Origin of the sequence: Streptomyces sp. RFCAC02 (genome assembly GCF_004193175.1) — a bacterium.
Lineage (GTDB): Bacteria > Actinomycetota > Actinomycetes > Streptomycetales > Streptomycetaceae > Streptomyces.
The window spans coordinates 1,508,207-1,522,232 of record NZ_SAUH01000001.1; the positions used below are offsets into that span (position 1 = coordinate 1,508,207).

The following is a 14,026-nucleotide window of genomic DNA, read 5'->3' on the forward strand; positions in this document are numbered from 1 at the left end:
GAGCGAGCCCCCGTGTCCGTCCTTCTCCACGCCCTCGGCCGCACGGCCTTCCGACGACGGTGGCGCTTCATCACCTGCTGGGTGCTACTGGCCGCCCTGGTCGGCGGCGGGTTCGCCGTCATCGGCACCCGGCTCGACAGCGAGGCCACCCTCCCCGGCACCGAGTCGCAGGACGGCATCGACCTCCTGGAACGCGCCATGCCGTCCGCCACCGGCGTCACCGCGCAGCTCGTCTTCGTCGCCCCCGAGGGCGCCACGGTCACCGACCCGCCCTACCGCGACGCGATCGAACAGGCGGTGCGGGAGGCGGGCGCCGCACCGCAGGTGGAGAGGGCCGTCGACCCCTTCGAGGCGGGCAACATCTCGGCCGACGAACGCACGGCGCTCGCCCCGGTGCTCTACCCGATCAAGCGCGACGACCTCGCCGACTCCAGCGTCACCGCCCTGGAGGACATCGCCGAACGGGCACGGGAGAGCGCCGGACTCCGCGCCGAGGTGGGCGGCAGCGTCTACAGCACCGCGGGAGTATCGGCAGGCATCGGCGAGGTGATCGGCCTCGGCGTCGCCATCATCGTGCTGCTCACGACGTTCGGCTCGATCCTGGCGGCCGGCCTGCCGCTGCTCACCGCGCTGGCCGGTCTCGTCATCGGCCTGCTGGGGCTGCTGCTCGCGTCGAACGTGACGGCCGTCTCCTCCACCGCGCCGAGCCTCGCCCTGATGATCGGCCTCGCCGTCGGCATCGACTACGCCCTGCTGATCCTGTCCCGGCACCGCGCCCAACTCGCCGCCGGCATGCCCGCCGAGGAGTCGGCCGCCCGTGCCACCGCCACCGCCGGGGGCGCCGTCGTCTTCGCCGGGCTCACCGTCATCATCGCGCTGGCCGGCCTTTCGGTCGTCGGCATCCCCTTCCTGACCGTGATGGGACTCGCCGCCGCCTGGACGGTACTGCTGGCCGTGGCAGTGGCCATCACCCTGCTCCCGGCCCTCCTCGGGCTCGCCGGGGACCGGCTGCGGCCGAAGCCGGGCTCCCGTGCCGCACGCACCGCCGCGCCCGGCGCCGACACCGCCGGCCGGCGCTGGGCCGCCCTCGTCACCCGGCGGCCGCTGATCACCACACTCGCCGTCACCCTGGGGCTGCTCGTGGTCGCGATCCCGGCGCTGCGGCTCGAACTCGGCATGCCGGACAACGGCACCGCCGCCCCCGACACCACCCAGCGCAAGGCGTACGACCTCATATCCGACGCCTTCGGGCCTGGCAACAACGGCCGCCTGCTGGTGCTCGTCCGCACCGAGGCCGGCGACGACCCCGTGACGGCGGCCGAACAGGTGGCGGCCGGGCTCGACCAGCCGGGCATCCTGGCCGTGGGCGACCCCGAGCCCGCCACGGACGGCCGGACCGCCGTCATCACCGTCGTGCCCGAGGACGGTCCGCGCGACGAGAGCACCCAGCAGCTCGTCCGCGACATCCGCTCCGTCACGCCCGCGCTCGCCGCCGAGGCCGACGCGCAGGTCCTCGTCACCGGCTCGACGGCCGCCGCCATCGACCTGTCCGACCGGCTCGGCGACTCGCTGCTGCCGTTCGCCGCGGTCGTGCTCGGCCTCGCGCTGGTCCTGCTGCTCCTCGTGTTCCGCTCGGTCGTGGTACCGGTCAAGGCGACCGTCGGGTTCCTGCTGTCCATGGGCGCGGCGCTCGGCACGGTGGTCGCCGTCTTCCAGTGGGGGTGGCTGGCCGACCTGCTCGGGGTGCCGACGAGCGGCCCGGTGTTCAGCTTCACCCCGATCGTGCTGGTCGGCGTGCTGTTCGGGCTGGCCATGGACTACGAGGTCTTCCTCGTGTCCCGCATCAGGGAGGAGTACACACGCACCGGCCGGCCGCGCGAGGCGGTGATCGACGGGACCGGGCACGGCGCGCGGGTCGTCACGGCGGCGGCGCTGATCATGTTCTCCGTCTTCGCCGGCTTCGTGACCGTGGAGGACGTCAGCATCAAACCCATCGCGCTCGGCCTCGCCGCCGGCATCCTCGCGGACGCCTTCCTGGTGCGGATGACACTGGTGCCGGCCGTCCTGGCACTCACGGGTCGGGGCGCCTGGTGGCTGCCGCGCGCCCTCGACCGCGTACTCCCCGACCTGGACATCGAGGGAGCCAACCTGCGCCCCACCGAGGTACACAGCGAACACGAGGGCACATTGGTCACCACCAGCACCCCCGGCTGACCGGCACTCCACCCCACCCACGCGCCCCACCCGGGGGCGCGTGGGTCATTCGCATCGCCCAGGCTGGACCGGTCCGAGCGAATGCGGCCCTGTGGGTCAGGCGTGTTGGGTTGGTTCCGGGGTCGGTGTGTGGGTGGGGGGTGGGGTGGGAGCCGGGGTGTGCTGGCGGCGCAGTGTGTCGGCCTTCTCGTGTGCGGCGATGGCGCGGCCGATCGTGGTCGATGTCAGGAAGCCCAGCAGGACGACGGCCACTCCGCCCACCGCGTCCAGCAGGTAGTGGTTCCCCGTGCCCATGATCACGAAGGCCGTCGTCACCGGGTACGCGAATCCCGCGATCCGCAGCCAGCGGTAGGGCGCCGCGCGCCACAGGATGAGGGCGCACCACAGTGACCAGCCGATGTGCAGGGACGGCATGGCGGCGTACGGGTTCGTGATGCCGGTGAGGGCGCCGTAGCGCGGGTCGTTGAGGTCCTGCGGGCCGTTCGCCGTGTCGATGTAGCCGAGGCCCGGCATGAGGCGCGGCGGGGCGAGCGGGTAGAGCCAGAACCCCACGAGGCCGAACAGCGTGACGAAGCCGAGCGCGCGCCGCGCGGCGCGGTACGTGCCGGGGTGCCGTACGAGGAGCCAGCCGAGGATGGTCAGCGGCACCGCGAAGTGGAATGACGCGTAGGCGAAGTCCATGGCGGCCGACAGCCACGGGGTGTCGGCCACGGCGTGGTTGAGGCCGTGCTCGATGTCGATGTGCAGGAAGCGTTCGATGTCGAGGATCTGGTGGCCGTGCGCCTCGGCGGTGTCGCGGTCGCCGCGCGCGTAGGAGCGGACCCAGGAGTACGCCCAGTAGCCGACGCGGATGAGGACGAGTTCCAGGAAGAGGTTGGGCCGGGAGGTGAGCCCTCCGGAGGCCGGGCGGGACCAGAGGCCGGAGTAGCGGGTGAGAAAGCGTACGGCGCAGGCGGCCAGGACGGCGCACAGCAGCGGGACGTTCTCACCGACGACGGCCAGGGAGTCGAGCTTGGGGACGAGCGCGTCACCGTGGAGGGTCAGCGCGAAGACGCAGACGACGGGCCACACCGGACGGTCCCCCGTGCGCCGCCCCACGCGTCCGGCCAGCGTGAGGAGCAGCCAGATCTGCGCGTGCTGGGGAGCGACCGGGGTGGCGGCCAGTACAGCGCAGCCGGTGATGCCGGCGGCCAGGAGCGGCTGGCCGTCGAGGGCGTAGCGGGTGGCGCGCCGCAGTGCGAGGACGCAGACGGCGACGGCCAGCGCCGTGAACAGGACGGCCTCCCCCGGGCCGTTGAGGCCGAGGCGCAGCAGGGCGCCGTGGAGGGACTGGTTGGTCACGGCGTCGGGTGCGGGGGTCAGGCCCGTGCCGGCCGTGTGGTGAAGCCAGTAGGTGGAGGACGCGTCGGGTTCCGCAGCCCAGGTGAGGGCCGTGGCGAGGGCGGCCGTGCCGGCGGCCCACGCGGCGGCGGGGCGGCGACCCGTCAGCAGCAGGAGCGGGGCGAAGAGGATCAGTGGGGGGCTGAACGCGGCGGCCAGGCCCAGCGGGATGGCGCCCGCCGGGTGGCGCGCGGACAGCAGCCAGCCCGCCAGGGCGAGCAGGACGGGGAGCAGCCCGAGGTGTGCGACGGTGAGGGTTTCGCGTACCGGGATCGCGAGGGTCAGCAGGGCGAACGCAGCAGGCAGCGCCCAAGGCCGGTGAACGGCGGGGGCGGCACGTACGGCCACGTACGCCAGGGCCGCCGCGAGGGCGAGCATGCCGCACGCCCATAGGGAAGGACTGTCTTCGGCGGCCCTGGCGAACGGTTTCAGCACGAGCGCGGCGAACGGCGTGCCCAGGAAGCCGGCACCGCCGTCACCGTCGCCGTACAGAGGGCTCGACGTGTCGTGGAACCAGGCCGGGACGCCGTCGAGGCGGGTGCCGGAGGGCAGCCGCAGTACGTCGGCGAGCCGGTGGGCGGCGAGGACGGCGGCGGTGAGCCACAGGGCGCCGAGGACGGCGGGGTGCGTCCGCCGTGTGCGGGGCGCGTGCTCGTCCCGGACGCTGTCCGCCGTCTCCACCACCCGTACGCCCCGTGCCTGTCCGAAGTTCCGGCCTCTGTCGCGCGTCGGCGAGGTGAACGGCCGCCCTCCGGAGAATGTACCGGGGCCCAGTGCACGGGGCGCACGGCGGGGCGCGCACGCCGGGGCGCTCAGAAGCCTTCGGGCAGGCGCGGAACGTAGGGCGCGGCGAGCCGTTCCAGCTCTTCGGCGGACAGGTCGAGGCCGACGGACGCGACCGCGTCGTCGAGGTGCGTCCGCTTCGTGACGCCGACGATCGGGGCGGTGACCGGGTGCTGGTGCAGCACCCAGGCGAGGGCGACCTGCGCGCGCGTCACGCCGCGTTCGGCCGCGATGGCGCCGACCTCCTCGATGACGCGGCGGTCGGACTCCTCCTGCTGCCGGTAGAGCTGCTGCCCGAAGTGGTCGGTCCCGCTGCGGTGCGTCGACGTGTCGCCGGCGGGGCGGGCGAGCCGGCCGCGCGCGAGGGGGCTCCACGGCAGGACGCCGACGCCCTGGTCGGCGCAGTACGGCAGCATCTCGCGCTCCTCCTCGCGCATGATCAGGCTGTACTGGTCCTGCATGGAGACGAAGCGGGTCCAGCCGTGCAGGTCGGCGGCGTGCTGGGCCTTCGCGAACTGCCACGTCCACATGGACGAGGCCCCGATGTAGCGGACCTTCCCGGCGCGCACCAGGTCGTTCAGCGCCTCCATCGTCTCCTCGATCGGGACGGCCGGGTCCCAGCGGTGGATCTGGTAGAGGTCGATGTAGTCGGTGCCGAGGCGGCGCAGGCTGGCGTCGGCCTGGGTGAGGATCGCGGCGCGCGACAGGCCGCTGTCCTTCGGCCCGTCGCCCATGCGGCCGTAGACCTTGGTCGCGATGACCACGTCGTCGCGGCGCGCGAACTCGCCGATCAGCCGGCCGGTGATGACCTCGCTGTCGCCGAGGGAGTAGGAGTTCGCGGTGTCGAAGGTGGTGATGCCCGCCTCGATCGCGGCCCGGACGAGGGGGCGGGCGTCGTCGATGCCGAGCGACCACGCGTGGGGGCCGCGTTCCGGGTCGCCGAAGCTCATGCAGCCCAGCACGATCCGCGAGACCGTGAGACCCGAGCCGCCCAGCCGTGTGTACTCCATCGGTTGCTCCCCTGGGGTGGTGCGTGTGGTGCCGTACGGGGCGAGTCTGCCCGGAGCGCCCGAGCGGGCCGCGGCGGGGGGCGACGTCGCACCGGGCGCCGCCTGGCACGGGACGCCGGGATCAGGGGATCAGGGGATCAGGGGATCAGGACGATCTTGCCGAGGGTGTGGCCGCCCGCCAGGTCGCGGTAGGCGTCGCGGACCTCCTCCAGCGGGTAGGCGCGGGCGATCGGCAGGTCGAGGTCGCCGGTGTCGAGCTGCGCCGCCAGTTCGGCGAGGACCCGGGCATCGGCGGCCGCGCTGCTGCCCTCGGCCGACGTGCCGTAGCGGCGGGCGTCCTCGAAGTCGATGGTGGTGTTGATCCGGTCCGCGCGGACGCCGAGTTCGATGGCGAGCCGGACGTAGCCGCCGCCGTGGGTGTCGATGAACGCGTCGGGGGCGCGGCCGGCGGTCGCGAGGAGCCGGTCGGCGACGCCCTCGCCGTGGACGACGGGCACGATGCCGTGCTCGCCCAGCCAGTCGTGGTGGGCGGGACCGGCGAGGCCGACGACGGTGGCGCCGGCGTTGCGGGCGAGCTGGGCGGCGAGCGTACCGACGCCGCCGGCGGCTCCGGCGACGACCACGAGGTCACCGCGCGTCACCTTCACGGCCCGGACGCACGCGTAGGCGGTCGTGCCGGCGACGAACAGCGCCCCGGCCACCTCCCACGGCACGCCGGCCGGGCGGGCGGTGAGGTTGCGCGCGTCGACGGCGACGTACTCGGCCTGGCTGGCGCGGTCGTCGGTGAAGCCGATCACCTCGTCGCCGGGGCCGTAGTCCGCGACGTCCGGAGCCCGGTCGGTGACGACGCCGGCGAGGTCGCTGCCCTGGCCGGAGGGGAACGTCGCGGGCCACAGCGAGTGGAGGCGGCCCTCACGGATACCGGCCTCGCCGGGGTTGATGCCGGCGGCCCTGACCTGCACGAGGACCTGCCCGGGGCCGGGCTCGGGCCGCTCGACGTCGTCGACGTGCAGGACGTCAACGCCGCCGTACTCGCCGAATCTCACCGCACGCGACATGCCGGTTCTCCCTCCGCGCCGTTCGTCCGTGGATGACCGGTGCTGCACCGTTCGCGTGACACCACTATGGAGCACACCGGCACCACCGACCACTCGGGACGGCCTGCGGCCAGCACAACCACCGAAGCTCCGCGACGATGCCCGGGTGCGGCTGGACGGCGGCCGCCAACAACTGGTGAAACCGCAGCTCAGCGGGGGTGGTCTTCCGACTCGTCGTTGTCCGGTGCGGGGGTCGCGTCAGGCGGGGGTCGGCAGTGGCTGGGGTGTGCGTTCCATGGAGCGCCAGGCCGGTAGCAGTGCCGGTGCTGTCGTCGCCGTGAAGTAGAGGACGGCTGCCGCCACGATCACCGGGACGATGCCGACCGTGCCCACCAGGGCGCCGGCCATCAGGCCGCCGAGCGGTATGCCGGCGAACGCCACCGACGCGCCGATGGCCTGTACCCGGCCCAGCATGTCCCGGGGTATGCGCTCGAACGACATGGCGCCGATGATCGGGTTGAGGAAGCCGGAGCCGAAACCGCCGACCGCGAAGACGGGTACGACCGCCCACAGCGGCACGGTGCCGTCGGCCGAGAAGGCCAGCGCCAGGAACCTGGGCGCCCCGCCGATCAGGAAGCTCAGGAAGAACACCGGCCGCCGCCGCAGCCGGTGCGCGTACGTGGCGGCCACCAGGCTTCCGCACACTGCCGCGCCCCCGAAGGTGCCCGCGAGCAGGCCGATCGCGGGCGTCCCGTGCCCCGATTCCTGCGCCCATACCGGCAGCAGGACCGCGCTGTACGCGGCGTCGAGGAAGTTCGTGAAGCCGACGAGGAGGACGAGGCCGAGGAGCATCGGCTCCCCGCGCAGGAACGCCAGCCCTTCCGCGAAGCGCCGCCGGTACCCGGACCCGCGCTCCGCCGGGTCCGGCGCCCGCGGCGCCGCGCCCGCCGCCCTGCCGCCCAGGCCGCGCGGCAGGGCGGCGGCGATGAGGAGGGAGCCGAGCGCGAAGCACACCGCGTTCGCCACGAGGCCGGCCATGGCGCCGGTCACGGCGATCAGCGCGCCGCCGGCGGCCGGGCCGACCGTGCCGGCGAGCCGTTCCACGACACCGGACAGGCCCGTCGCCCGTTCCAGGGGAACGCCGGACAGGTCGGCCGCCGCCGGGACCATGACGCCTTTCGCCAGGTCGCCGGGGCCGCGTGCCGCTCCGATGCACGCGACGAGGACCAGCAGCAGCCAGAACGGCAGCGCCCCGGCACCGTGCAGCAGCGGAACAAGCAGGACGCAGGAAGCGCTGACGAGATCGGTGGTCCACGACACGACGCGGGGACCCGCCCGGTCCACGACCGGCCCGGACAGCAGTTTGACCAGGACGTACGGCGTCATCTCGCAGAAGGCGACCAGTCCGGTGCGGGCCGCCCCGCCGCCGGAGGCCAGCACGAACCACGGCAGGGCGATCGCCGACAGCCGGGTCCCCGTCTGGGAGACGGCGACGGCGGCGAGCAGGCCGCCCAGGGGGCGCGCGCCCGCCATCACCGCGCGCCGTCGGTCTCGGGCACGGACCGCGGGTCCGGCAGGAGCTGCATGATCAGCGACACGCGGCCCGCGCCCTCCGGGGCGTCGGGCACGCCCTCGGCCGTCTCGTTCCGGTAGCGGGAGACGACCTCGTGCACCTCGTGGAGCATCCGCTTCGTCTCCTCGGGTGTGAGGCGCAGGGTGGCGTCGCTGAACCAGGTGACCTCCTGCCACCGCTCCGGCATGGCGTCGAGTGCGTCGAGCGTGTTCCGCGCGGTCTCGGCGTGGGAGGCGGCGACGGACAGCAGGTAGGCGAGGGTCGCCTCGGGCTCGCTGTGCGCCAGGTCGAGGTCGGAGAACAGGGTGCGGCGGTGGACGGCGCGCCACCAGCGGTCGCGGGCGTTGCCCCGTTCGGTGTCCTCGGCGACGAGGCCGACGGCGGCGAGCTGCCGCATGTGGTAGCTGGTGGCGCCGGAGGTGAGGCCGGTGCGCTGGGCGAGGCCGGTGGCGGTGGCGGGTCCCTGGCGGAGCAGCCGGAGGAGCCGGAGGCGCAGCGGGTGGGCGAGGACCCGGAGCCCGCGCGCGTCGAGGACGACGTCGGTGGCGGGGTCGGCCTGCGGTTTCCAGGAGTCGTCTGCGGTCATGGGAAGACCTTAGAACCGCAGAGGAGTTTTGCAAAGAGTTTTTGCAAAAGAGCCGTGCGGACGTCAGGTACACTTCAAATCTGGAGGGGCCGATCCGGGTGATCAAAATCCCGCATCGATCGCCCCGGCAGGCGCAAGGCCAGAGAGAACGCCCGTGCGGCGTTTCAACAAGCCTGTGAACAGAGGGAGTTCACCGCGCACAGCATGTCCCCGACAATGGGGCGGACGGCGGGAGCCGCCCTCGCGCCGCACACGGAGAGCTACCTCCGTGTCGGAGGCCCGGGTTAGGGTGGCGGGGACCGCGGTTGAGGAGGCAGATCATATGGTGACGCGACGCACCCCGTTGCCGGGCGTCGGCACCCAGTACGACGTGGCCACCCGGGACGGGCGACACATCTCGGTCGTCGCCCATGACGACGGGCGGCGCTTCCTGAGCTTCTTCGACCCCGAGGACCCCGACGCGTGCGCCTGCACCGTCCCGCTGGAGGCCGAGGAGGCGGCGCGGCTCGCCTCCGTGATGGCGCCCCAGGCCGCCGAGGCCGCGATACCGGTGGCCGAACTGGGCCTCGACCTGGTCACCGAACGCATCCCGATCGAGCCCGACTCGCCCTACCGCGGCCGTCCCATGGGGGACACCAAGGCCAGGACCAGGACGGGCGTCTCGATCGTTGCCGTGCTGCGCAGGACCGGCGCGCACCCCTCCCCCGGGCCGGACTTCCGTTTGGAGGCAGGTGACATGTTGCTGGTCGTCGGCACCCGGGAGGGTGTGGACGATCTGGCCGACATCATCGCGGGAGCGTGACCCGCGTTCACCGGGCGGCCCCGGCGACGGGCCCGCCGGCGGTCAGCGCTGCACGGAGCCGTGTCAATGACCTCGACTATCGAAGGGTGCGGTGATCGTGCACGACACAACTACCATGCTGATCGAACTTGGAGCCGTCGTCCTGGGCCTCGGGCTCGTCGGACGTCTGGCGGGACGGCTCAGTCTCTCCCCCATCCCGCTGTATCTGCTGATAGGACTCGCCTTCGGACACGGCGGGCTCGTCCCCCTGTCCACGACGGAGGACTTCATCGAGGTCGGCGCCGAGATCGGCGTCATCCTCCTGCTGCTCATGCTCGGCCTCGAGTACACCGCGACCGAGCTGGTGGACAGCCTCAAGACGCAGTACCCGTCCGGCATCGTGGACCTCGTCCTGAACGCCACCCCGGGCGCGGTCGCGGGCCTGCTCCTCGGCTGGGGGCCGGTGGGCGCGCTCGCCCTCGCCGGCGTCACGTACATCTCGTCGTCCGGCGTGATCGCGAAGATCCTCACCGAGATGAAGCGGCTCGGCAACCGCGAGACGCCCGTCATCCTCGGCATCCTCGTCATCGAGGACCTGACGATGGCCGTCTACCTGCCGGTGCTGTCCACCGTCCTGGCCGGCGTGGGGCTGGCCAGCGGCAGTCTGACGCTCGCGATAGCGCTCGGCACGGCCGGCGTGGCGCTGTTCGTGGCGCTGCGGCACGGCCGGTTCATCAGCAAGGCCGTCTCCTCCGACAACGCGGAGATGCTGCTGCTCGTCGTCCTCGGTCTGACGCTGCTGGTCGCCGGTGTCGCGCAGCGCCTCCAGGTGTCGGCGGCGGTCGGCGCGTTCCTCGTCGGCATCGCCCTGTCCGGGGAGGTCGCGCACACCACGCGGCGCCTGTTCATGCCGCTGCGGGACCTGTTCGCGGCCGTGTTCTTCGTCTTCTTCGGCCTCTCGACGAACCCGTCGGACATCCCGCCGGTCATCGTCCCGGCGCTGCTGCTCGCCATCGTCACGGCGGGCACGAAGATCGCGACCGGCTGGTACGCGGCACGGCGCGCCGGTATCGGGACGCGCGGGCGGTGGCGGGCCGGCGGCGCGCTCGTGGCGCGCGGCGAGTTCTCCATCGTGATAGCGGGCCTGGCGTCCGCGACGGAGCCGCGTGTGGCACCGGTGGCGACCGCGTACGTGCTGATCCTCGTGATCGTCGGCCCGTTCGCGACCCGCTGGACGGAGCCGGTGGCGCGGAAGGCCGCCGAGTGGCGCGAGGCGCGCCGCCCGGTGGAGGCGGCGCAGGTCGTCGGCGAGCCGCGGGGTGCCGAGTCCGGCGTGTGAGCCGGACGCCCGGGGCGCGGTCGGCGGGGTGCGGGCGTGCGGGACGCCCGTGCACGGCCGCCGCGCAGTGGGCCGTATCACTGATATGACCGTATGGCCGGATCGCCCAGGGGGATGAGGCATCATCTGCCTCATGGGAATAGTCGCCGGCCTCGACAGCTCGTCCGTCCACACCCGCATCGTCGTCTGCGACACGGACACGGGGCAGGTGATCCGGCAGGGGCTGGCGGAGCATCCGGCCGCCGACAGCGTTCCCGGCTCCTGGCTGCTGTCGCTCGGCGAGGCCGCGGACGGCGGCATGCTGGAGGGCGTCACGGCGATCGGCGTCACCGCGCAGCCCCTCGGCGTCGTCCCGCTCGACGCGGACGGCCAGCCCGTCGGCCCCGATCTGGAAGCGGGCGAGGACCGGGCGCGCGGCGCGGCGCTCGGTCTCGTGGAGGCGCTGGGCGGGCCTGCCGCGTGGGCGGAGGCCGTCGGCTGCGTCCCGCAGTCCAAGCACCCCGTCACATGGCTGCGGCGGCTCGCCCGCGAGGAGCCGGAGTCCGCGAAGCGCGTGCGGTCCGTCCTGCAGGCCCAGGACTGGCTCGTGTGGCAGCTCCTGGGCCGGCCGGAGCGCCGCACCACGGACCGGGGCTGCGCCTCGGCGACCGGTTACTGGTCGGCCGCCTCCGAGTCGTGGCGGTACGAGCTGGCCGAGCTGGCCCTCGGCCACCCGGTGACGCTGCCCGAGGTCATCGGCCACGCGGAGGCCGCCGGCCGTACGCCCGAGGGCCTCCTCATCCCGGCCGGCACGGGCGAGACGATGGCGGCGGCCCTCGGCCTCGGCGTCGGCCCGGGGGACGCGGTCGTGTCCCTCGGCGCCTCCGGGTCGGTGTGCGCGGTGCACGACGAGGCGCTGACCGACTCGACGGGCACCATCACGTCGTTCGCCGACGCCACGGGCCGCCACCTGCCGGCCGTCCGCACCCTCAACGCGACGCGCGTCCTGCGCGGCACGGCCGAACTCCTCGGCATCGACCTCGCGGCCCTCTCCGACCTCGCGCTGCGGTCGACGCCGGGCGCGCACGGGCTGGTGTTCCTCCCCTACCTCGCCGGCGAACGCACCCCCGACCTGCCGCACACCGCCGGCACGCTGTCCGGGCTGCGGCGGGAGAGCATGAAGCCGGAGCATCTGGCGCGTGCCGCGTTCGAGGGCATGCTGTGCGGACTGGCGGACGCGGCGGGCGTACTGCGTGACCGGGGAGTGCGGATCGACCGCGTGTTCCTGCTGGGTCCGGCCGCCGAACTGCCGGCCGTCAAGGCCCTGGCCCCGGCGATCCTCGGGGCGCAGGTCATCGTGCCGGACCCGGCGGACTACACCGCGATCGGCGCGGCACGGCAGGCGGCGTGGGCGCAGGGCGTGGCGGACGGGACGCTGACGCCGCAGGAACCGCCGGCGTGGCCGTCCGCGCCTGGCGACGTGCTCGACCCCGGGGACGAACTGCCCGTGGGCACGGCCGTGCGGCAGCAGTACGCGGCCGTGCGGGACGAGACGCACCCGGGCGCGTTCGGCGCCTGAGCCGGCCGCTACCGCCGTGTCGACACGGCGACTTGGCGGTTTGCCCGCCGGGGCGGTGCCGTGCGAGTCTCGTGCGACACCTCTCGGAAGGGCTGACCCCGTGACGCTCGGCATGGTTCTCGGCGACATCTCCTCCCGCGCCTCGACGCGGGAGCGGTAGCTCTTCCCCTTTCCTCCGCTCCACCGGTCCGGCCCACGCCGCGCGGGCCGGTTCCGGGTGTTTGCCGCACCTCCTCGTCGAAGCGCTCTTCGTGCCCCGCACGTTCGAGATTCACGAGGAGTACGTCGTGTCCACCATCCGCTGGACCGAGGACCGCACCGCACGTTCCGCGCGCTGGCACTCCGAGAACGCGACCCCGCCGCCCGCCCGTGTCGTCGTGGCGGACGACCGCATGCCGGCCGACACCGCCCACCGCCTCGCTGCCGGGGGCACGGCCCTGCTGTGGCGGGGTGATTACCACAACGCGCGCCACCTGCTGCGCGCCATGGGCCGCCGCCTCGACAGGGCGGCGCCCCGACGGCCGGGGGCGACGGCCCTCGACATGTATCGCGCCCACCGGGCGGCGCGCGGGCAGCGGGCGCGGGTCCTGGGCAGGCTCGTCGTGCTGCTGGACGCCGCGTACGCCCTGGATCTGCGCAGAGCGCCGGATGTACGCGCGGCCTGCGCGGAGGCGTACGGGCCGGGGCGCGGGCCGATGGTGGTCTCGTTGACCGAACTCCTGGGCGTCATCGGGGCGCGGCAGTGGCGGGTGAGGGGCGTGGAGGTACCGGCGCTGGGGGCGCGCGTCCATCCGCACTACGGGGTTTTCTCGCCGGTCAGGGGCGAGTACGTGGACCTGGTGGCGCGGGCGCCGCTGCCGGGGCGCCGTACGGCGTTCGACCTGGGCACGGGGACCGGTGTGCTCGCGACGGTACTGGCGCGCCGGGGCGTCGGGCGTGTCACGGCGACCGACATCAGCGCACGGGCGCGGGCGTGCGCGCGGGACAACGTACGGCGGCTCGGCCTGGGCAACCGCGTGCAGGTGGCCGACGGGCCGGCGCTCTACCCGGAGGGCCGTGCCGACGTGGTGGTCTGCAACCCGCCGTGGTTGCCGGGCAGTCCGTCGTCGGCTCTGGAACGGGGCGTGTACGACGCGGACAGCGGCATGCTGCGCGCCTTCCTGACCGGCCTCGCCGCCCACCTGGAACCGGGCGGCGAGGGCTGGCTGATCCTGTCGGACCTGGCGGAACGGCTGGGACTCAGGCGGGAGGACGAGGTCACGGAGGCGATCGCAGCGGCGGGCCTGCACGTGGTGGACCGCATGGACACACACCCGAACCACCGCCGCGCACGGGATACGACGGACCCCCTCCACGCGGCACGCGGAGCGGAAGTCACATCACTGTGGCGGCTGTCGGCACCCTGAATCCCACAACTCCGACCAGACCGGCCGGGAACCTCTGCGACCATGGGCGGGTGCGGCAGCAGACGCCGAATCACGAAACGGCAAAGTCCCCCTAACACCCCAGCTCACCAAGGGTGCTCCCCGCGCAGGCGGGGGTGGTCCGGGGGGGTCCCCGGAGGGTTCCCGTGGGGTTCCGTGCTCCCCGCGCAGGCGGGGGTGGTCCGACGCCGCCCCGGCGACCATTGCTTGGCCGCGCGTGCTCCCCGCGCAGGCGGGGGTGGTCCGAGCTTTGCCGTCGGAACTCTTGACGGTGTCCTGTGCTCCCCGCGCGAGCGGGGGTGGTCCGGTGATCGCCGACCTCGGCGCGGCCGGCGGCGGGT

The 14,026-nt window shown here is 73.8% G+C and carries 10 protein-coding genes; 5 read left to right on the forward strand and 5 right to left on the reverse strand.

Going from position 1 to position 14,026, the window contains the following annotated elements; all coding sequences use genetic code 11:
• Positions 1-12: 12 nt before the first annotated feature.
• Positions 13-2,214 carry an MMPL family transporter gene (locus EMA09_RS06890; RefSeq protein ID WP_129839875.1) on the forward strand — a complete coding sequence of 734 codons (2,202 nt, stop codon included), beginning with the start codon at positions 13-15 and terminating at the stop codon, positions 2,212-2,214.
• A gap of 96 nt (positions 2,215-2,310) precedes the next feature.
• Here EMA09_RS06890 and EMA09_RS06895 read toward each other — a convergent pair whose 3' ends face one another.
• The 5 genes from EMA09_RS06895 to EMA09_RS06915 form a co-directional block, all read right to left on the reverse strand.
• Entirely contained in the window at positions 2,311-4,278 is a 1,968-nt protein-coding gene (locus EMA09_RS06895) for a phosphatase PAP2 family protein (protein WP_129839877.1), read from the reverse strand.
• A gap of 128 nt (positions 4,279-4,406) precedes the next feature.
• Positions 4,407-5,387 carry an aldo/keto reductase gene (locus tag EMA09_RS06900; RefSeq protein ID WP_129839879.1) on the reverse strand — a complete coding sequence of 327 codons (981 nt, stop codon included), beginning with the start codon at positions 5,385-5,387 and terminating at the stop codon, positions 4,407-4,409.
• Positions 5,388-5,524: 137 nt separating this feature from the next.
• Positions 5,525-6,445, reverse strand: coding sequence for an NADP-dependent oxidoreductase (locus tag EMA09_RS06905; protein WP_129839881.1), 921 nt, complete (start codon positions 6,443-6,445; stop codon positions 5,525-5,527).
• A gap of 237 nt (positions 6,446-6,682) precedes the next feature.
• On the reverse strand, positions 6,683-7,957 hold the full coding sequence (locus EMA09_RS06910) for an MFS transporter (RefSeq protein ID WP_129839883.1): 1,275 nt from the start codon (positions 7,955-7,957) through the stop codon (positions 6,683-6,685).
• Positions 7,957-8,583, reverse strand: coding sequence for a winged helix-turn-helix domain-containing protein (locus EMA09_RS06915; RefSeq protein WP_129839885.1), 627 nt, complete (start codon positions 8,581-8,583; stop codon positions 7,957-7,959). Before EMA09_RS06915 ends, EMA09_RS06910 begins: the two co-directional genes overlap by 1 nt.
• A gap of 322 nt (positions 8,584-8,905) precedes the next feature.
• Here EMA09_RS06915 and EMA09_RS06920 point away from each other — a divergent pair, with 322 nt between their 5' ends.
• From EMA09_RS06920 to EMA09_RS06935, 4 genes are all read left to right on the forward strand, one after another.
• Positions 8,906-9,385, forward strand: a complete 480-nt coding sequence (locus tag EMA09_RS06920) for a TrkA C-terminal domain-containing protein (RefSeq protein ID WP_129839887.1) — start codon at positions 8,906-8,908, stop codon at positions 9,383-9,385.
• A 97-nt stretch (positions 9,386-9,482) separates the two neighbouring features.
• A complete protein-coding gene (locus tag EMA09_RS06925; RefSeq protein WP_129839889.1) occupies positions 9,483-10,703 on the forward strand; it encodes a cation:proton antiporter in 1,221 nt (406 codons plus the stop codon).
• A gap of 133 nt (positions 10,704-10,836) precedes the next feature.
• Positions 10,837-12,261 (forward strand): FGGY-family carbohydrate kinase, encoded by a 1,425-nt coding sequence (locus EMA09_RS06930; protein ID WP_129839891.1) that lies wholly within the window; start codon positions 10,837-10,839, stop codon positions 12,259-12,261.
• 287 nt (positions 12,262-12,548) lie between these two features.
• On the forward strand, positions 12,549-13,667 hold the full coding sequence (locus EMA09_RS06935) for a class I SAM-dependent methyltransferase (RefSeq protein WP_129839893.1): 1,119 nt from the start codon (positions 12,549-12,551) through the stop codon (positions 13,665-13,667).
• The last annotated feature ends 359 nt before the right edge of the window (positions 13,668-14,026 follow it).